This window comes from Mycolicibacterium sp. HS_4_1 (genome assembly GCF_054515875.1).
The window spans coordinates 4,079,946-4,098,236 of record NZ_CM137261.1 but is presented as its reverse complement, the minus strand read 5'-3'; the positions used below and the strand labels follow the sequence as shown (position 1 = coordinate 4,098,236).

Genomic DNA, 18,291 nt, shown 5'->3' with positions numbered 1-18,291 from the left:
ATGGCCGCTCCGTCAACATTCACCCCGCAACTCTTGCGGCCGGTCACCGCGGTCGGCAACGGGCTGCTGAAAGTGGCCGGACGCACCGGTCACATGATCGAGTTCTTCGGCAAGGTCGTACTGGCCATGCCGACGATGTGGTTGCGCTACCGCAAGGAACTGCTGCGGCTGCTGTCGGACATCACGTGGGGTAACGGCTCAATCGTGGTAGGCGGCGGCACGCTGAATGTCGCTGGGGTGCTTGGCATCACGGCCGGGGCGCTGGTCGCGGTCGAGGGCTATAACGCGCTGAACCTGTTGGGCCTCGGGCCGGCCACAGGTCTGGTCTCGTCGTTCGCGACAACCCGAGAATTGGCGCCGGCCATGATCGCGATGGCCTTCATCGCCCAGGCCGGCTGCCGGTTCACCGCCCAACTCGGCGCCATGCGGATCAACGACGAGATCGACGCGCTGGACACCCTCGGCATCAACTCCGTGGCCTACCTCGTGGCGACGCGGGTGGTGGCCTCGGTGATCGCCGTGGTCCCGCTGTTCCTGGCGGCGCTGGCGCTGGCCTACCTGTCCTGCCAGGTTGTCAGCGTCGTGGCGGGCCAGTCGACGGGCACGTATCTGCACTACTTCGGACTGTTCCTCGAGGGCCGCGACGTGCTGTTCGCGACCGTCAAAGCGGTCATCTTCGTGTTCATCTCGTCGACCATCCAGTGCTATTACGGCTACTTCGCCTCCGGCGGTCCCGCAGGTGTCGGCGTGGCGGCCGGCCGGGCCATGCGCGGCAGTGTCACTGTGGTGATGATCGTCAACATGCTGCTCACCATGGCGCTGTGGGGCGTCATCAGCGGCGCAAGGTTCGGTGGCTGATGGGCAACTCGTTCGACCACGACCCGCGCGGATCGACCGACCGCAAGCTGGGCATCATCGGGCTGTGCTTCACGGTGATCGCAGCATTCTGCGCCGTGCTGATGGTCGCCAAATCGCAAGGCAAGCTGGACGATTTCATCCGCGTGGACCTGAAGCTCATCAACATCGGTGACGGCCTGCCGGAACGGTCTGACGTGAAGTTCCGCGGTGTCATCGTCGGCATGGTTTCGGGTGTGACGCCGTCCCAGCACGGTCAGCCGAACGTGGTGCACGTGAACATCCAGCCGCAGTTCGCCGCAGAGATCCCCGACAACGTGACCGCTCGCGTGGTGCCGGCCAACATCTTCGCGGTGTCGGCGGTTCAGCTCGTGCAGAACGGCAGCGGGACGCGGCAGATCCGTTCCGGCGACGTCGTGCTCGAAGACCAGACCCTGCCGACGGTGCTGTTCCAGAACGTGCTGGCGAAGTTGCGCCAGCTGCTCAAGGCCGTCGGTCAGTCACCTGATGCCAACAACGTCGGTGTCTTCGCGGCGCTGGCGGAGGCCACCCACGGTCGCGGGCAGAAGATCACCGACGCCGGCCACAGTCTCAATGCGGTAATGCAGCAACTGAATACGGTGGTCAAGTCCGACGACGCCGGCCCGACGACGCTGTCGGCATTGACGGCCGCGGCCGAGAGCCTGCGCACCGTGTCGCCGGATCTGTTCACCGCGCTGGACAGTTCGGTGAAGCCGATGCAGACCATCGCCGAAAAGCGAACGCAGTTGACCAATTTCCTCTCTGGTGGACTGAACACCACCGGAACCCTGGCGGACGCGTTCGAGCACCAGACTGACCGGATGATCCAGGTGAGCACCGGTCTGACGCCGGGACTTGGTGTGCTGGCCGACCACGCGGGCGAATTCCATGGTGTGTCAACCCGATTGCAGGCCTTGGCCAACAAGATCTACGACGAGGGCTTCGACAAGGACTCCGGTCTGCTCATCTGGAAAGCGGCCATCTCGATGAATCCGTCGCGGCAGTACACCCGGGCGGACTGCCCGCGGTACGGCGCGATGGAAGGCCCGAGCTGTCAGACCGCGCCGGAAACTCCGACCGCGCCGGACCTGAAGCCCGGTCTGGAATCGATGGGCATGGCCACCCCGCCGTGGGTGACCGAGAACCGTCCCAACATTGCGCCGCCGCGCTTTTCGGTCCCGGTCGTGCCGGACTTCCCCGGTCCGCCGGACCCCGATGCACCGCCTGCGCCCCAGCCTGCACCCGGGCCCGGCCAGCAAGCCGTGCCCGCACCGCCCGGTCCTCCGCTGCCCGCAGAAGCCGGCGCGCCCGCCGGCCAGGTTCAACAGCAATCGGCATCCGTGTTCGGCGGGACCGTCGGACCGGTCGGCAGCCAGAGCGAGAAGGACCAGCTGAGCCAGATCGTCGGTGGCCCAGCCACATCCGCCCAACAACTGCTGCTGGCGCCCGTTGTCCGCGGCAGTGACGTACAGGTCACCCCGGCGCCGGAGGGGCAGCCATGAAATTGAAGCGCAGCTCCGTCGTGTTCCTGACGCTGTTCCTCGTCTTCTCGGTGGCCGTCACCTGGATGGTTTTCGCCACGTTGCAGCGCAACGTCGCCGGACCGACGTCGAGCTATTCGGCGATCTTCAGTGACGTGTCCGGATTGGCCGAAGGTGACGACGTCCGGGTAGCCGGTGTCCGGGTCGGCCGGGTCGACAAGATCGAGCTGACCGGGGACAACCAGGCCAAGGTCTCGTTCCAGGTGCGCAGCAACCAGACGCTGTACACCAACACGCTGGCCTCGGTGACCTACCAGAACATCATCGGGCAGCGGTACCTGGGCTTGAGTCAGGGGGAGGGCGACAAGCGGAAACTCCCTGTCGGAGCCCAGATTCCGGAGAACCGAACCAACCCGTCGTTCGACATCTCCTACATGCTGAACGGCTTCGAGCCGCTGTTCACCGAACTGGACCCGAAACAGGTGGACAACCTGACAAGTGCCATCATCCAGGCGTTCCAGGGCAACCAGGGATCGCTGCTGACGTTGACCACCCAGGCCTCTGTGCTGACGCAGACCCTCGCCGGTCCCGATGCGGCGCTGGGCGATTTGATCGCCAACCTGGACAAGCTGATGACGACCCTGGCCAAGCAGAGCACCAATCTGCAGACGATGCTGCACGAAACCTCGCTATCGATCGCCGCGCTGAACGGCCGGCGTGACGAACTCGTGTCCTCGGTGGGTTCGATCACCGCCAACGTGACGCGGTTATCGGCGATCGTCAACGCGATCACCCCGAACATGCAGCAGTTCATCGATCGCGACCCTGGATTCTTGAAGTACAGCGTGACCGATGGCAAGGCCCGGTTGGGGTACGCGGTCGCCAATGTGCCGTTGCTGCTCAAGGGACTTGCCCGTGCCGGGCAAGAGGGCACCTACATCGACGTGTATGCCTGCGATCTCGATTTCGGTCTGTGGCGAGGTTTGCTCAATTGGTTCCGGATGTTCGTCACCAGGGCGACACCCGGCAACGGCGGCGAAGTGTGGCACACGGCGGTGTGCCGATGAGCAGCCTGTTCGGTGGCCCGCTCCGTCCGGCGAACATCCCGGGTGGGCGTAAGCGAGTTCTGGAGGACTACAACAAGTTCTGGCTCGGCGCGATCGGCCTGACGGTGATCATCGTGATGGTCGCTGCAGTCGTCCTGGTCAGTGTCCTGGACCTCGGGAAGAAGCAGTACACCGCTGAGTTCGCCCAGGCTGCCGCCATCAAGTCGGGCAACGCGGTGACCATCGCGGGTATCAATGTCGGCGAGGTGCAGAACGTCGAGCTGGCCGGCGACCACGTGGTGGTGACCTTCAAAGCCGACAAGAACGTGCGGCTGGGCACCGAAACTCGTGCGTCCATCAAACTCACGACCATCCTGGGGTCGCGGTACCTCGAGATCACCCCCGCCGGGCCCGGCCATATCGCCGGCAACACAATCACATTGAGTCATACGGAGGTGCCGTATGACTTGCAGAAGACCCTTGAGGGCGCGACCAGCACGCTGTCGCCGCTCGATGCGGACAAGATCGCCGAGTCGGTGCGGGTGATGAGTGGCAGCCTGCAGGGTATGCCCGACGCCCTGCCGGAGGCGCTGACCAACCTGAACTCGCTTTCTGGCGTCATCCAGTCCCGCCGTGACCAGCTCGGCACCTTGATCACCAACGCAGACACCATTGCGACGCTGCTGCATAGGCAGAAGGCTGATCTGGGTGCATTGGTGTTGCAGGGCAACCAGATTCTCGGTGAGATCGCCACGCGGCGAGCCGCGATGCAGCGGCTGTTCGACGGGGTGACGTTGCTGGCCGACCGGGCCCATACGCTCCTGGCCAATGAACCGCAGCTCGACGCCTTGATCACCAATCTGCATGAGTTTTCGAAGCTGCTTGCCGAGCATGACGCACTGGTGCGCAGCATTCTTCAGGTCGCCCCGGTGACGGCGCGCAACATCGCCAACCTGACCGGCAGCGGCAACGGCGCCGACATCACTCTGCCTGCGGGCGTCATGATCGATTCCTGGATGTGTGCCATCAGCGGCCGGGCCCGCCAGTTCAACATCGTCGAGTACTTCAAGGACTGCAAATGAGTAAGCGTGCCTTGATGATTGGGGCGGTCGTGGTGATCGTGGTCGTCGCGGCGGTGACGACGGCGGCAGCCGTCGTGCCGCGGGTCTGGCAGCGCAACATCACGGTGACAGCGCACTTCCAGGACGCCGTGGGGCTGTATCCGGGCAACGCGGTCTCGGTACTGGGCATGCAGGTCGGCAAGGTCGACAGCGTGGTGAACAAGGGCAATTACGTCGAGGTCACCATGGACATCGACAAGTTGGTCCCGATCCCCAGCGATGTCACGGCCGCCACTGTCTCCGCCTCGATCCTCACCGACCGGCACGTCGAGCTGACCCCGCCGTATCGCGGCGGAAATAAGCTGCGCGATGGCGATCTGATCGCGTTGGGCCACACGAGGACTCCCGTCGAGTTCGACAAGACCCTGTCGATGATCGACAAGCTGGGCACCGCGCTGCGCGGCAACCCCGAAGGCGGTGGTCCGCTGGGAGATCTGGTGAACCTGGGCTCGCGGATCAGCTCCGAGAACAGCAGCCAGATCAAGTCGACGCTGACCAAGTTGTCCGAGGCGCTCAAGGTCGGCCCCGACGGCGGGGCGCAGACCCAGAAGAACCTGCAGGAGATCATCCGCAGCGTCTCCGATCTCACCCAGTCCGCCGCCGAAAACGATGACGCCATCCGCAAATTCGGCGGCAATGTGCATCAGCTGAGCGATATCCTCGCCGACCAGAACCTGGGCTCGGGGCGGACCGGAGCCAAGGCCAATGAGATTCTCGACGAGGTCAGCGGGCTGCTGGATCGCCATCGCGATCAGCTCAAAGGGGCGTTCGGGGACTTGAACACCGTCGTCGGGTCCCTGTCGGACAACAAGCGTGAGCTGATGGAAACGCTCGATGTGCTGCCGCTGACCCTCGACAACGTCTACAACGTGCTCGACCCGGTGGGCGGCAGCATCCGCGGCCACCTGGTGACCGACAAGCTGTTGGCGTACAACCAGCTGAACAAGGAACTGTGCAACCTGATGGGCCTCAAGCAGTTGGGTTGCGCGACAGGCACTTTGCAGGATTACGGCCCGGACTTCGGCCTGACCTCGATGATGGACCTGATGGCCAACGGCATCGGGCCGTCCGGCCAGGGCGAACCGCCCAAGCCGGGTGCTGCCGCCGCGACACCGTCGCCGACGCCGGCACCGGGAGGCCCGACTCGATGAGCGTGAAATCCGTTGTGCACGGGGCGCGGTGGGCCGGAGCTCTCGGCAGTGTGCTGCTGATGACCGGTTGCGCCGCGGGCCTCGACAGCGTGCCGTTGCCGTCGCCGGGATCAAGCGGTGCGACGTACGGCCTCAATGCGGTGTTCTCCGATGCGCTGAACCTGCCGTCCAAGGCGAAAGTACGGCTGTATGGCGCCGACATCGGTGAGGTCACGTCGATCGAGGCTGTGGACTTCACCGCGAAGGTGTCCATGCGCATCCGCCAGGACGTCCCGCTGCCGGTGGGCAGTACCGCCGAATTGCGTTCGGCCACACCGCTGGGTGATGTGTTCCTGCAGATTCGTCCGCCGAGCGACAATGCCGACGGCGGCGCGCTGCTGCGCAATGGTGACACCATCGGATTGGCGTCGACGGCTGCGGCGCCGACGGTCGAGGAGCTGCTCAACTCCCTGGCGATGTTGGTCAACGGTGGTGCGATCCGGGCGTTGACCACCGATGTCAACGGCGCCGGACGGGTGGTCGGTGGGCGCGGTGAGAAGCTGGCCGGGTTGATCGCCGAGACCAACCAGTTCCTGTCGAAGATGACGGCGCGCTCCGCTCAGTTGGACGCGACCTTGCGCAGCACGTCGAACATGGCGGCCGAGGTGGCTCGCCACCAACAGACCATCGACACGGCGCTGGCCGCCGGCGCCCCGGCTTTGGCCGTCGTCTCCGACAACACCACGCGAATCATGGACGTCATCGACAACGTCGGCCGGATCACGCGGCAACTGTCCAAGTTCCCGTCGATGCAGGGCACCGACACCCGCAGTGTCGCTGCCGATGTCAACAAGTTGTCGCAGGCGTTCAACGAGATCGCGATGGACCCGAACATCTCGCTGACCGCGTTCAACCGACTGATCGGAATCCTGGTCAAGTCCACCGATTCGACTGCGGTGCACCTGCGGGCGGAGATTGCGAAGATCGCCATCGGTGCGCTGCCGGACAAGAACTACGCGGGCGACCCCGGCATGCACGGACCTGACGGCACCGACTGGCACCTGATGATCGGCAGCCTGCGCTACGAGTGGAACATGCTGCTCGGCCGCATCTACGGATCGGATCGCACCCGATGAACGTGCTGAACAGCCTGGTGGCGTTCGTGATTCGGGTCATCAAGGCGGTGGCCGGCCGCAAGGTCGTCCTCGCGCTCTTCGGCCTGCTGCTCACCGCGGTGATCGCGTTCGGCTACATCGCTATCGATGGATTGCGGTTCAACCCGTTCCACCGGACCATGGCGATCCGCATCATGCTGCCCGAGTCCGGTGGCCTGCTGGCCAATCAGGACGTCACGTTGCGCGGCATCCCGATCGGTCATGTCGCTGCGGTCAACCTCACCAGCAGCGGTGTCGAGGCGGTCGCCTCCGTCGACTCGTCGGCCCACATCCCGACGGACAGCCCGGTGCGGGTATCCGGTCTGTCGGCGGCGGGGGAGCAGTACCTGGACTTCCGGCCCGAGCACGGCGGCGGTCCGTATCTCACTGATGGCGCGGTCATTTCGGGCAAGCAGGCCGGCATCCCGGTGACGCTGCCGCACATCATCGACCACAGCCGCGGCGCGCTGGCGCAGCTCGACGCCGACAAGCTCGGCAAGATGTTCAGCGAGCTGCACGTCACCAAGGACGGCCCACGCAAGCTCGCGGCCATCCTGGACGGTGCCAGCCTGCTGGCCAACACCGTGGATTCGGTGCTGCCCGAGACGGTCAGCATGATTCGCACCACGCGCGTGGTGTTCAGCACGGTTGCCGATGTCCGTCCGGGCCTGGCCGCCACCACGAACGACCTGACCGAGGTGCTCGGCGGCGTGAACAAGATGGATGGCGGCTTCCGTACCCTCGTCGACCGTGGTGAGCCGCAGTTGGCCACGCTGGACAACCTGATCGCCGACAACCGGCAGAACGTCGTGCAGATCCTCGGCAACCTGACCACGGTGTCGCAGATCATCTATCAGCGCATTCCGGCGCTGCAGTACATCTGGCGGCCGGACCGGGATCCGTTCATCGACCGCTTTGCGACCGTCGTTCATGATGGCGGTGTCTGGGCGATCGGCGATATCTATCCCAAGTACCGGTGCGACTACAACCTGCCCCGGCATGCTCCGTCCGATGCGAGTTTCCCCGAGCCGTACAAGTACACCTACTGTGAGGACAAGGATCCATCATTGTTGGTCCGTGGCGCCCGCAACGCGCCGCGGCCTCCGGGTGACGACACCGCCGGCCCACCGCCGGGGTATGACCCCCACGCGGTGACCGACAAGACGCCGCACTACCCGGGTTACACCATCGACACCCCATACGGGGGTCCGTCGTACCCGATCCCGATGCCGAACTGACGGGCCACGAGACCGCGAGAAATGATGAGTAAACGAACTGCCAGTGCCGATGTGTTCGAGCAGGTGCAAGACACCGAGGCCGACGAGATCCGACCGACAGTCGAAGCGGAAGCTGCCGACGTGACCAAGGTGGACGCGTCCGCCGAGGCCGCGGAGCCGGCAGCTGCGGCGGCGAAGCGCCGGGTCCGCCTCGCCACGCTGGTGTGCGCCTTGCTGTTCGCGATTCTGGTGGCAGCGCTGGGATTCTTGGGCTGGCGCCAATACCAGCAGTACCAGGTCAACGCGGCGAGCGAGGCCGGGCTGCAGGCCGCCAAGGATTACGCCGTGGTGCTGACCACGTTGGACGCCAAGAACATCGACGAGAACTACCGCAAGTCGCTCGACGGGGCCACTGGGGAGTTCAAGGACGCCTACAGCCAGGGCGCCACCCAGCTGCGGCAGGTGCTGATCGACAACAAGGCCTCGGGAACGGGCATCGTCGTCGCGGCGGCCGTGAAGTCCGCGACGCCCGACAAGGTCGAGGTGCTGTTGTTCGTCGACCAGTCGATCACCAACGCGAACAACCCGAGCCCGCGCATCGACCGCAACCGCATCGACATGACCATGGAGAAGGTCGGCGACCGCTGGCTGGCCGGTAAAGTCGAAATCCTGTGACCGACAAGGAGACCGACGTCGCCGAGGTTGCCGAGGTCGAGCCGCCCACGGTTGCAGACCCCAAGGCGCCCAAGGTCCCGAAGACCTATGCGATCCGGCGCAGCCTCTGCTGGGCCGCGGCGGCCGTGATCATCGCGCTGTCCGCCGCAGCGGGAACGGCATGGGCACTGGTGTACGCCCAGCATCAACGCGATGCCGAAGCGGCCGACGCACTGGCCGCAGCCAGGGGTTACGCGGTGATGCTGACCACGACTGACCAGAATACGATCGACAAGAACTTCGCCGACGTCCTGGGCGGGGCGACCGGCGAGTTCAAGGACGCCTACAGCAAGGCCGCGGCGACCATGCGAAAGATGTTGATCGACAACAAGGTCAGCACGACCGGCGTCGTCGAGGATGCGGCGGTCAAGGCCGTGCGCGACGATGACGTGGACGTGCTGCTGTCGGTGAAGCAGGTCGTCACCAGTGCCGCTGCGAAAGACAAGCGGACCGACTACGTCAGTGTGTCGATGACGATGCGCAAGGTGGGCGATCGATGGCTGGCGGCCGAGGTGCTGCTTGCCGGAGCGGACGGTAAACGTGGCAAGTAGAGTCCGGGAGGCCCTGGCTGCCTTGGGTGCAACAGTTGTCGCCACGACCTGTTTCGCGGGTGCCCCGGCCGCCCACGCGGCCATCGACAGCTTCTGCTCCGGGCTCGGCGCAGTCTGGGACGGCGGTGCCTGCACCGCCGTGGTCAAATCCCAGCGGGAAGCCGAAATGCTGCTGTCCCTTCGGGTTCCGGCCGAATTGATCGACAACCCGACCGTCGGGCCGGTACTGCGTGACTATTACACCCGGCTGTTCAACGGCTGGCGCGCCACCGGAAACACCACGCCGCGTGACAGCAGTGCCCGGGCCGACTACGAGATCATTTCGGGGCCCGGGGGGTTGCAGTCGGTGGTGGTCCACGAAACGTTCGAACCGTTCGGTATTCAGTCCAACAATGCCTACCGATCGTTCCTCTTCGACATGAATGCCGGGCGGCGGCTGTTCCTTCCCGATCTGTTCCGGCCGGGAGTCGACGCGAATCAAGCCGTTTCCGCCGCCGCAGCCCCGATCCTGCCGTCGGTGCTCGACGCGGCGCTGCCACCGCACGCGCCGGGTACCTATCCGTTCACCGTGGCGGAGTTCCAGCCCGACGGAGACGGCCCCGGATACTCGGGTAACTACCGGGCCTTCGCCGTCACCGGCGATTCACTGCGCCTTTACATGCCCGACCAACCGCTGTCCCGTGAAAGCCCAAGCCCGCGAGACCGATTCAGTTGGTCCATGGACGGCGGCACCGTGGTGGCAAACGTGCCGCTGGCCGCGTTGGCAGGTCAGCTGAAGCCGCAGTACGGCGGCTGAAGTACCGGGCAGCCTCACCGCGACCAGGGTCGGCGCGGCCCCATTCCCCTTCCTGGCTGGGGCCGGGGCGGTAGCATCGGCGCGGGTGGGTTGATGGGGACATTCAAGGGAGGCCTGGACCGGTGGTGCCGCCATCAGGTGAGAACGATTTGCACGCGCGTCTTCGCGACGCCGAGGCGATGCTGGACGCGATCATCGATCACGCGATCATCCAGCTTGATCTGGCCGGAAACGTCGAGCGCTGGGGCCCCGGTGCGGAGCTGATGACCGGCTATTCAGCGGCTGAAATGGTCGGAAAATCGGTCTCGGTGCTCTACACCGACGAAGACCGCGCGGCCGGACTGGTCGATCGTGAGTTGGCGGCTGTCCGCGAATCCGGTCGATTCGAGTACGAGGGTTGGCGAGTCCGCAAGGATGGGCAGCGGTTCCGCGCCGCGGTGGTGGTCAGCGCGATCCGCGACGAGGCCGACACGATCACAGGCCTGACGAAGGTGATTCGCGATCTGACCGCCGAACAGCAGCGGGCCGACTCGATGTTCCATGGGCTGCTGGAGTCGGCGCCGGACGCCATGGTCATCGTGGCATCTGATGGGCGTATCACCCTGGCCAACGCACAAGCCGATCGGTTGTTCGGCTATCGCCGTGAGGACCTGATCGGTCGCGAGATCGAGACGCTGATACCACCCCGGTTCCGGGGCGGGCATGAGCGCTATCGCAACAGCTTTTTCGCCGACCCCCAGCCACGACAGATGGGTGTGGGTCTGGAGCTGTGGGGTTTGCGTCGAGACGGCACCGAATTCCCCATCGATGTCAGCCTGAGCCCGTTGCGCACCGATGAGGGGCTGCTGGTATCTGCCGCGATCCGCGACGTCACCGAGCGCCGCGAGCAGGAGCAGCGACTGCGCCGCCAGCACGAGGAGATCATGGAGCTGTCCACCCCGGTGATCCAGGTGTGGGACAAGGTCCTGACCTTGCCGGTGATCGGCACATTGGATTCAGCACGCGCTGCGAGGTTGACCGAAGGACTGTTGTTCAAGATCGCCGAGACGCAGGCCGAGGTCATCATCTTCGATATCTCGGGCGTGCCCACCATCGACACTCAAGTTGCACAGCATCTGTTGGCCACGGTTCAGGCGGCGGCGCTGATGGGAACCATCAGCATCATGTGCGGGGTGCGTCCCGAGACCGCGCAATCGATGGTGCATCTGGGTATCGACATCGGCCAACTCCGATCCCGTACGACGTTGCGCCACGCACTGCAGCTGGCTCTGACACTGCTGGCCGAGCGGGCAGAAGCCGCAGCGGGTGTCGCCAGTCTGATGGGACCGGCTGGACTAGGGTGAACGACGACGTTATCCCGGTGATGCGCATCGCTGACACGCTGCTTGTCACGCTGCAGGGCGACCTCGACGATGCCACCGTGATCCGCATCGAGAACCAACTCACCCAGGAGGTTGCGCGCACCGGCGCGGCGGGGATGTTGATCGATGTCAGTGGACTGACTGCCGTCGACTCGTTCGTTGCGCGGGTACTGGCGCGGATTGTGGCGATGATCCGTCTGCTCGGGGCGCAAGCCGCCGTTGTGGGTATCCAGCCCGCGGTGGCCATCACACTCGTTGAGCTCGGTGTGCCGATGGGGCACCTGAACACCGCGCTCAACGCCCAACAAGGCTTGGCTCTGCTGCATCGGCTGCGCCGAGACGACGCCCACCCAACTGACTGACATGGATCAGAGCCTCCCGGATCGCACCGTCGAACAGGCTGCCGTCACCATCACCGACGAAACGGATCTGATCGGCGTCCGCCACACGCTGCGTGCACATGCGCGCGCCGCTGGACTGTCGTTGGTCGATGAGACGAAGTTGATCACCGCGGGAAGTGAGCTGGCCCGCAACATCCTGGTCCACGCCGCCGGTATCGGCGGTCGACTCGACGTCCAACAGGATGTCCGTGACCGTCGTCGTGGGGTGCGAGCCACTTTCACCGATGAAGGTCCCGGAATCGCAGATTTGGAAGCAGCGCTCACGGACGGGTTCAGCACCGCCGGCAGCCTCGGATTGGGGCTGCCAGGTTCGCGCCGATTGGTCGATGAGCTGACGATCATCTCCGCGCCGGGCTCGGGCACCACGGTAACGATCGTGAAGTGGCAGCGGCGGTGAGACAGCAGCAGCATCACCGGCATCCCATCAAGGTTCCCGAAGATGTGGGTGCTCTCCGCAGGGCGGTGGGCCGGCTGGCCGCAACGCAATCTGCAGTACGCGTCGGTGAGGCTGAACTCATAGCCACCGAGCTGGGGACGAACCTGCTGCGACATGCCGATCCGGGCGGCTACGTGCTGTATCGGCAGTTCGGCGACGGCATCGAGTTGTTATCGGTCGACAGCGGTCCCGGGATGTCCCTGCACCGCATCCCGAACGGAGCCGAGACGGCACCGATACGCCCAAGCCCCATCAGCCGGGACGGCAGCAGCGGCGGGCTGTCGGTAGGGCTGGCCAGCATCCGCCGGATTGCCACCGATTTCGGCTGCTACTCCACTCCAAGCGGGACCATCGTGCTCGCCCGACTGCACGGTGCCGACCCATCGACCGAAGGGGGATGGCGCTACGGCGCAGTCAACGTACCGCGCAGAGATGGTGACGCCAGCGGCGATGCGTGGGCGGTGACGGCCGGGCCGCAGTTAGCCGCACTCGTCGTGGACGGCCTCGGACACGGAGACTCTGCCGCCGCTGCAGCACAGGCCGCGGTCACCGTCTTCGATCAGCGACCGGTGACCGATCCACAGGACTTTATGCAGCGGGCGCACGAAGCCATGCGGGTCACCCGAGGGGGAGTGGCCGCGGTGTGCGTGATCGATCCACCAAACGAACAGCTGCTATTTGCCGGCGTCGGAAACATCGCAGGACAAGTGATTCACGGCGGCGATAAACAACACCTCATGAGCCATGCCGGAACGCTGGGCACGCACCTGCCCACTCCACGCATCCGCGTGCAACACTGCCGCTGGCCGCTCGGAGCGACCCTCGTCATGGCCTCCGACGGGTTGCGCTCGGGCTGGCATCTGGATACCTACCCTGGACTGCTGCGGCACGATCCGTCCGTTGTCGCCGCGACCCTGTACCGGGATTTCACCCGATCCACTGACGATGCATGTGTGCTGGTGGTGCGCCATGATGACTAGAAGCGCTGCCGTGAGCGCGATACGAGATGACCGCTGTGACGAACACTCCTGAGCCTGCGACGTTGGCCGAGGCGCTGGACGCGCTACACCAGCGCGACAGCGCGCTGCGCCAAGCGCACCGGCAGCTCACCGAGGCACACCAAGAACTCGAGGACACCAATCGCGGCATCATCGCGCTCCACACTGAACTGGAAGCCGCCCGCCACGCGGAATCCCGGTTGGCCGCCATCGTGCTGTCCTCCGATGACGCCATCATCTCCATGACACCGCAATACGCGATCCGAACCTGGAACCCCGGCGCACAGCAGTTGTTGGGTCACGCCGAGACGCAGATCGTCGGTCAATCCATGCGGATGCTGCTACCCCCGGCCGCTGAGGATGACTTCGCCGAGGCAGTGCAGCGAGTCCGACGGGGCGAACATGCCCAGGCCTATGACACTCAGTGGCGCCATGCCAACGGCACGGCGGTCGATGTGGTCGTTACGGTGTCCGCGCTTCGCGACAGCACCGATGAGCTCATCGGTTACTCGGCGGTGGCCCACAACATCACCGAGCGGCTGCGCACACAGGCCGAGTTGGTTGCCGCGCGGGCCGAGTCCGACGTACTGGCCGAACGTGACCGCATTGCCCGCGACCTGCACGACCACGTTATCCAGCGAGTCTTCGCCGTCGGAATCACACTGCAGGGCACCATCCCTCGCACGCGCGGCGCCGAAGTCCAGCAGCGTCTCGCGGCGGCGGTCGATGATCTGCAGGGCGTGATCCACGACATTCGTACCGTGATCTTCCAATTGCATGGCGGGTCCTCTGACGTCACTCGGCTGCGCCAGCGACTGGACGAGGCAATCGCACAGATGTCGGGAGATTTGAACACCACTGTGCGGTACGCCGGACCGCTGTCGGTCATCGACTCGACATTGGCCGATCACGCCGAAGCGGTCGTCAAAGAAGCGACCAGCAACGCGGTACGCCATGCGCAGGCCACCACGCTGACGGTCACCGTCGATGTCGCAGACTTGCTGTGCATCGACATCACCGACGACGGCAAAGGCATGCCCGAAAACATCACCAGCAGCGGCCTGACAAACTTGCGCCGGCGCGCCGAATCCCTTGGGGGAGAATTGATCATCGATGAGCCCCCCGGCGGCGGGACTCGCCTGCGGTGGTCAGCGCCCTTGCCCGAGTAGCCCTGGTCAGAGGTGACGGGCGATGAGATCCTTCATGACTTCGTTGGCGCCGGCGTAGATCCGAGAGATTCGGCTGTCGACGAACAAGCGGGAGATCGGGTATTCCTCCATATACCCGTAGCCGCCGTGCAGTTGCAGGCAGCGGTCGACGACCTGTGTCTGTTGGTCAGAGCACCAGAGTTTTACCTGCGCGGCACGCTTGACGTCGAGTTCGCCGCGGACGTGACGCTGGATCGCGTCGTCGACGAACGTGCGCATCACATCGATGATGGTGGCGATTTCGGCCAGCTCGAAACGCGTATTCTGCAGGGCGAAAAGAGGTTTGCCGAACACGTGACGATCCTTCACGTACGCCAGGGTGTGGTCATACGCGGCTTCGACCGCGCCCAGCGCGGCGACGCCGACGATGAGTCGTTCCTGCGGCAACTGCTGCATCAGCTGGACGAAGCCGCGGCCCTCGATACCGCCGAGCAGGTTTTCGGCGGGTACCCGGAGTTCGTCGAAGAACAGTTCGGTCGTGTCCTGCCCTTTCTGACCGATCTTCTTCAGCTTGCGACCGCGCTGGAATCCGGGAGTGTCGTCGCTGACCTCGGCGACGAACAAAGACAAACCCGCCGCACCCTGTCCTGGATCGGTCTTGGCCGCAATGATGATCAGGTCGCACGTCGCGCCATTCGAGATGAACGTCTTCGCACCGGAGATCACGTACTCGTCTCCCACGCGAAGCGCCCGGGTCGAAATGGCCTGCAGATCCGAACCGGTACCCGGCTCGGTCATGGCGATTGCGCCGATCCACTCACCGGAAGCGAGCTTGGGCAGCCAGCGTAGTTTCTGTTCGGTGTTGGCGTAGGCGTTCAGGTAATGCGGGACGATGCCCGCGTGAACTCCTAACTGCATGGACAGATCACCCGCGTAGGCCTGCTCTCGGAAAAGAACGGCTTCATGCGCGAAAGTTGCTCCGCCGCCGCCGAATTCCTCCGAGATGGACATCAGCAGCAGCCCCAGTTCGCCGGCACGGCGATACAACGCGCGGTCGGGCTCTCCGGCGGCGACGAACTCCTCGTGCCGTGGGGCAACTTCTTTCGTGAAGAACTCCCGGGCCAAGTCGGAGAGAGCCGCCAGTTCGGTCGTCGAGGCGTGGGTCATTGTCTTGTTCCTTTCGAACTCAACGCACGTAGAGGGCGTCGATCTGCGCTGCGTACTTTTCGGCGATCGGCACACGGCGCAGCTTGAGGGTGGGTGTCAGCTCGTCTCCGCCGGGGATCCAGTACTGCGGCAGGACTTTCCAGCTGCGTATCTGCTCAACCCGGGATAGGCGGGCGTTCGCCAGCGCTACCGCGTCGGAAACCGCGCGCTGGACAGCCTCGTTGTCCACCATTTCAGCGATGGTGGTGTCGCCGAATCCGTGCCGGCCGGCGAATTCAGCGACCGTATCGGGGTCGAGTGTGATGAGCGCGGCGATGTGTGGCCGGTTGTCGCCGATCGCGGCGACAGCGCCGATGAGAGGGCTGGCGGCCTTCAACGCGCCCTCGATGTTGCTCGGAGACATGTTCTTTCCGCCGGAGTTGATGATCAACTCCTTCTTCCGGTCGACGATGCGTAGGTACCCCTCGCCATCGAGCGTGCCGATGTCACCGGTGTGGATCCAGCCGTCGGCATCAAGAATGTCAGCGGTGCGGGCCGGATCGCGGTGGTATCCGCGCATCACCCCGCAGCCGCGCACCAGAATCTCGCCATCGGTATCCAGTTTGATTTGAGTGCCGGGTATCGATTTACCCACCGTGCCGAATTTGGGCCGGTCCTTCGGGTTCACGGTCGTGACCGCCGAAGTCTCCGACATGCCCCAGGCCTCCAGAACCGGAACGCCGATCGCGAGCATGAACTCGAGAACGGAAACATCGATGGGTGCGGCGCCCGAGACCGCGGCACTCAGCTGGTCCAGCCCCAGACGCGAGCGAATCTTCGACAACACCAACACATCTGCAGCGACGGCGGCCGCTTCGTCGAGCAGCCCCAGCCGACCTCCAGCCAGGGTGGCTGCAGCCTTCTTCTTGCCGGCCTCCAACGACCAGCGCGCCAAAACCCCGGCCGGCCCAGCTTGCTCCGCTATGAGCGCCTCGATTCGAGCCCGAATCTTGTACCACAGCATCGGTACGGCGACGAAGAACGTCGGGTGCACCCGGCCCAGCACGTCGACCAGGGTCTTCGGGTCGCCGACGTCGGTGACCGTGATGCCGAAGTACATCGGCGCGTACTGGCCGATCCATCGGTTGATGAGGTGCGCATCCGGCAGATAGGACAGCACGCGACCCCGGGTGAGATCACCGACCACGCCGGTGATCACCTCGAGTTGGTACAGCAGGTTGGCGTGAGTCAGCTCGACGCCCTTGGGATGCCCGGTGGTCCCGCTGGTGTAGATGAGGGTCAAGACATCGTCGCGCTGAACGGTCTTCCAGGCGGCGTCGAAGTCGAAATCGTCAGCACCGCAATCAGTCACCTCGTCGAGGGTGAGCACGCCGTGGCGCGCTTCATCGACGGAGATGACGTGGCGCACAACGGTGCCCGATGCGGCGGCGAGAACCTTGTCCAGATACTGCGCCTCACTGACCACCACTGCCGGCTCCGCGTTTTCGAACAGGTAGGTGATCTGTGCCGTGGCGCTGGTGTTGTACACCGAGAAGCCGACCGCGCCGAGGTGCATGACCGCGGCATCAACGATGTGGAATTCGCTGCGATTGGTCAGCATCATCGCAACCACATCACCCCGGCGCACACCCAGCGCGGCCAATCCCGCGGCGACGCGTCGAACCTCGGTCCCGTACTGCGACCACGTCAATGCCACGCTGCCGTCAGCGCGGCAGATTGCTGCGGTGTCACCGAGCTCGGCAACGCGCCGTTGGAAATGCGCGCACAGGCTTTCGCTCATCACTGCCTTCCTCGGGAGTTCATACGTCAGACCGCACGCGGCGCAGCTCCGGTGCGCCGCGTGTCGACGGCTACGGAAGCGCAACCGTTCGTTCTGAAACAGTAGAACATATTGAGTATGATTGTTTCAATGGAGCGCTGGCGTTGGATCGCGCGCGTCATCCGATCCGTCCGGATCTGCGCGAAATACCCTGCCCGACAGAAAGAGAGCCGTGATGTTGACAACTCAGCGTCGGCCCAACGGCGCTTCGTGTGCGGTGAGTGCGGCGGCTAGCGATAGCCCCAGCCCGACGGGCGGTGGCCGCGCTATGACCACAAATCGGGGTGATCACGCCCGTGCGGCGATCTTGACGGCGCTGCGGGCATTGCTGGAGCGGGACCCGATCTCTGAGATTTCGGTGCAGGCGATCGCTCGGCAGGCCGGCGTCACTCGAACCGCGTTCTACTTCTATTTCGATTCCAAGTACTCCGCTCTGGCCGAACTGTTGCACGGCCGCACCAAAGCCGCCATGCTCGATCGGTCATTTGCGTTGCGAGTGCCCGGGGAATCCACGCCGACGCTGGTCGCGCGAGTCATCACCGGCATACGTGCCGCGCTGGCGGCCGACGACCCGGTGTGGGCGTCGTGCCGCGCATCGGCAGGCTATGAACCTGAGATCGCCGAAATCGTCGCTGACGTGGAGGACGCCATCACCCGCCGGATCGTGGCGATTGTGGCCACCGAAGTATCCCAAGGCGCCCAACCGATCTCGGCCGATGTGTCGGCGCTGGTCCGTGTTCTGACCACCGCGACGGTCACCGGTTGTGATCCCGGGCGCTTCGGAGCGCCGGCCGGGCAACCCGATCCCGCTACTGACGTGGTACCGGCTCTCTGGCTGAATGCATTGTGGCCCGGGCAGTTCGGGAAATCGTGAA

18 protein-coding genes are annotated in these 18,291 nt (G+C 64.8%); 16 read left to right on the top strand and 2 right to left on the bottom strand.

What is annotated here, in order from left to right:
• From ACX12F_RS19785 to ACX12F_RS19715, 15 genes are all read left to right on the top strand, one after another.
• A complete protein-coding gene (locus tag ACX12F_RS19785) occupies window positions 1–858 on the top strand; it encodes an MlaE family ABC transporter permease (RefSeq protein ID WP_459366182.1) in 858 nt (285 codons plus the stop codon).
• On the top strand, window positions 822–2,378 hold the full coding sequence (locus ACX12F_RS19780) for an MlaD family protein (RefSeq protein ID WP_459366181.1): 1,557 nt from the start codon (window positions 822–824) through the stop codon (window positions 2,376–2,378). Before ACX12F_RS19785 ends, ACX12F_RS19780 begins: the two co-directional genes overlap by 37 nt.
• Window positions 2,375–3,424 carry an MlaD family protein gene (locus ACX12F_RS19775; RefSeq protein ID WP_459366180.1) on the top strand — a complete coding sequence of 350 codons (1,050 nt, stop codon included), beginning with the start codon at window positions 2,375–2,377 and terminating at the stop codon, window positions 3,422–3,424. Before ACX12F_RS19780 ends, ACX12F_RS19775 begins: the two co-directional genes overlap by 4 nt.
• Window positions 3,421–4,485 (top strand): MCE family protein, encoded by a 1,065-nt coding sequence (locus ACX12F_RS19770; protein ID WP_459366179.1) that lies wholly within the window; start codon window positions 3,421–3,423, stop codon window positions 4,483–4,485. The genes ACX12F_RS19775 and ACX12F_RS19770 overlap by 4 nt, the downstream gene beginning before the upstream one ends.
• Entirely contained in the window at window positions 4,482–5,675 is a 1,194-nt protein-coding gene (locus tag ACX12F_RS19765; RefSeq protein WP_459366178.1) for an MCE family protein, read from the top strand. The genes ACX12F_RS19770 and ACX12F_RS19765 overlap by 4 nt, the downstream gene beginning before the upstream one ends.
• Window positions 5,672–6,790: an MlaD family protein gene (locus ACX12F_RS19760; RefSeq protein ID WP_459366177.1), complete on the top strand. Its 1,119-nt coding sequence runs from the start codon at window positions 5,672–5,674 to the stop codon at window positions 6,788–6,790. Before ACX12F_RS19765 ends, ACX12F_RS19760 begins: the two co-directional genes overlap by 4 nt.
• The gene (locus ACX12F_RS19755; RefSeq protein WP_459366176.1) at window positions 6,787–8,046 is read left to right on the top strand and encodes an MlaD family protein; all 1,260 of its coding nucleotides are present in this window, start codon (window positions 6,787–6,789) and stop codon (window positions 8,044–8,046) included. The genes ACX12F_RS19760 and ACX12F_RS19755 overlap by 4 nt, the downstream gene beginning before the upstream one ends.
• Before the next feature lie 24 nt (window positions 8,047–8,070).
• Window positions 8,071–8,700, top strand: coding sequence for an Rv1363c family protein (locus ACX12F_RS19750; protein WP_459366175.1), 630 nt, complete (start codon window positions 8,071–8,073; stop codon window positions 8,698–8,700).
• Window positions 8,697–9,290 (top strand): Rv1363c family protein, encoded by a 594-nt coding sequence (locus ACX12F_RS19745; protein WP_459366174.1) that lies wholly within the window; start codon window positions 8,697–8,699, stop codon window positions 9,288–9,290. The genes ACX12F_RS19750 and ACX12F_RS19745 overlap by 4 nt, the downstream gene beginning before the upstream one ends.
• The gene (locus ACX12F_RS19740; RefSeq protein ID WP_459366173.1) at window positions 9,280–10,086 is read left to right on the top strand and encodes a hypothetical protein; all 807 of its coding nucleotides are present in this window, start codon (window positions 9,280–9,282) and stop codon (window positions 10,084–10,086) included. Before ACX12F_RS19745 ends, ACX12F_RS19740 begins: the two co-directional genes overlap by 11 nt.
• Before the next feature lie 149 nt (window positions 10,087–10,235).
• A complete protein-coding gene (locus ACX12F_RS19735) occupies window positions 10,236–11,429 on the top strand; it encodes a PAS domain S-box protein (RefSeq protein WP_459366172.1) in 1,194 nt (397 codons plus the stop codon).
• Window positions 11,426–11,809, top strand: a complete 384-nt coding sequence (locus tag ACX12F_RS19730) for an STAS domain-containing protein (protein ID WP_459366171.1) — start codon at window positions 11,426–11,428, stop codon at window positions 11,807–11,809. The genes ACX12F_RS19735 and ACX12F_RS19730 overlap by 4 nt, the downstream gene beginning before the upstream one ends.
• A 1-nt stretch (window position 11,810) precedes the next feature.
• The gene (locus ACX12F_RS19725; protein ID WP_459366170.1) at window positions 11,811–12,245 is read left to right on the top strand and encodes an ATP-binding protein; all 435 of its coding nucleotides are present in this window, start codon (window positions 11,811–11,813) and stop codon (window positions 12,243–12,245) included.
• The gene (locus tag ACX12F_RS19720; protein ID WP_459366169.1) at window positions 12,242–13,264 is read left to right on the top strand and encodes a SpoIIE family protein phosphatase; all 1,023 of its coding nucleotides are present in this window, start codon (window positions 12,242–12,244) and stop codon (window positions 13,262–13,264) included. Before ACX12F_RS19725 ends, ACX12F_RS19720 begins: the two co-directional genes overlap by 4 nt.
• 26 nt (window positions 13,265–13,290) lie before the next feature.
• Window positions 13,291–14,451: a PAS domain-containing sensor histidine kinase gene (locus ACX12F_RS19715; protein ID WP_459366168.1), complete on the top strand. Its 1,161-nt coding sequence runs from the start codon at window positions 13,291–13,293 to the stop codon at window positions 14,449–14,451.
• A gap of 6 nt (window positions 14,452–14,457) precedes the next feature.
• Here ACX12F_RS19715 and ACX12F_RS19710 read toward each other — a convergent pair whose 3' ends face one another.
• Together ACX12F_RS19710 and ACX12F_RS19705 are read right to left on the bottom strand one after the other, a co-directional pair.
• Window positions 14,458–15,597 (bottom strand): acyl-CoA dehydrogenase family protein, encoded by a 1,140-nt coding sequence (locus tag ACX12F_RS19710; protein WP_459366167.1) that lies wholly within the window; start codon window positions 15,595–15,597, stop codon window positions 14,458–14,460.
• Between the two features lie 19 nt (window positions 15,598–15,616).
• The gene (locus ACX12F_RS19705) at window positions 15,617–17,377 is read right to left on the bottom strand and encodes an AMP-dependent synthetase/ligase (RefSeq protein ID WP_459366166.1); all 1,761 of its coding nucleotides are present in this window, start codon (window positions 17,375–17,377) and stop codon (window positions 15,617–15,619) included.
• Window positions 17,378–17,684: 307 nt separating this feature from the next.
• Between ACX12F_RS19705 and ACX12F_RS19700 the strand changes: the two genes are divergently transcribed.
• Window positions 17,685–18,290, top strand: coding sequence for a TetR/AcrR family transcriptional regulator (locus ACX12F_RS19700; RefSeq protein ID WP_459366165.1), 606 nt, complete (start codon window positions 17,685–17,687; stop codon window positions 18,288–18,290).
• The last annotated feature ends 1 nt before the right edge of the window (window position 18,291 follow it).

Bases quoted from the DNA above. Each gene is read 5' to 3' on its own strand.
- ACX12F_RS19750 (WP_459366175.1), top strand. From the start codon at position 8,071: ATGAGTAAACGAACTGCCAGTGCCGATGTGTTCGAGCAGGTGCAAGAC.
- ACX12F_RS19775 (WP_459366180.1), top strand. From the start codon at position 2,375: ATGAAATTGAAGCGCAGCTCCGTCGTGTTCCTGACGCTGTTCCTCGTC.
- ACX12F_RS19785 (WP_459366182.1), top strand. From the start codon at position 1: ATGGCCGCTCCGTCAACATTCACCCCGCAACTCTTGCGGCCGGTCACC.
- ACX12F_RS19715 (WP_459366168.1), top strand. From the start codon at position 13,291: ATGACCGCTGTGACGAACACTCCTGAGCCTGCGACGTTGGCCGAGGCG.
- ACX12F_RS19765 (WP_459366178.1), top strand. From the start codon at position 4,482: ATGAGTAAGCGTGCCTTGATGATTGGGGCGGTCGTGGTGATCGTGGTC.
- ACX12F_RS19770 (WP_459366179.1), top strand. From the start codon at position 3,421: ATGAGCAGCCTGTTCGGTGGCCCGCTCCGTCCGGCGAACATCCCGGGT.
- ACX12F_RS19760 (WP_459366177.1), top strand. From the start codon at position 5,672: ATGAGCGTGAAATCCGTTGTGCACGGGGCGCGGTGGGCCGGAGCTCTC.
- ACX12F_RS19705 (WP_459366166.1), bottom strand. From the start codon at position 17,377: ATGAGCGAAAGCCTGTGCGCGCATTTCCAACGGCGCGTTGCCGAGCTC.
- ACX12F_RS19700 (WP_459366165.1), top strand. From the start codon at position 17,685: ATGACCACAAATCGGGGTGATCACGCCCGTGCGGCGATCTTGACGGCG.
- ACX12F_RS19710 (WP_459366167.1), bottom strand. From the start codon at position 15,597: ATGACCCACGCCTCGACGACCGAACTGGCGGCTCTCTCCGACTTGGCC.
- ACX12F_RS19755 (WP_459366176.1), top strand. From the start codon at position 6,787: ATGAACGTGCTGAACAGCCTGGTGGCGTTCGTGATTCGGGTCATCAAG.
- ACX12F_RS19725 (WP_459366170.1), top strand. From the start codon at position 11,811: ATGGATCAGAGCCTCCCGGATCGCACCGTCGAACAGGCTGCCGTCACC.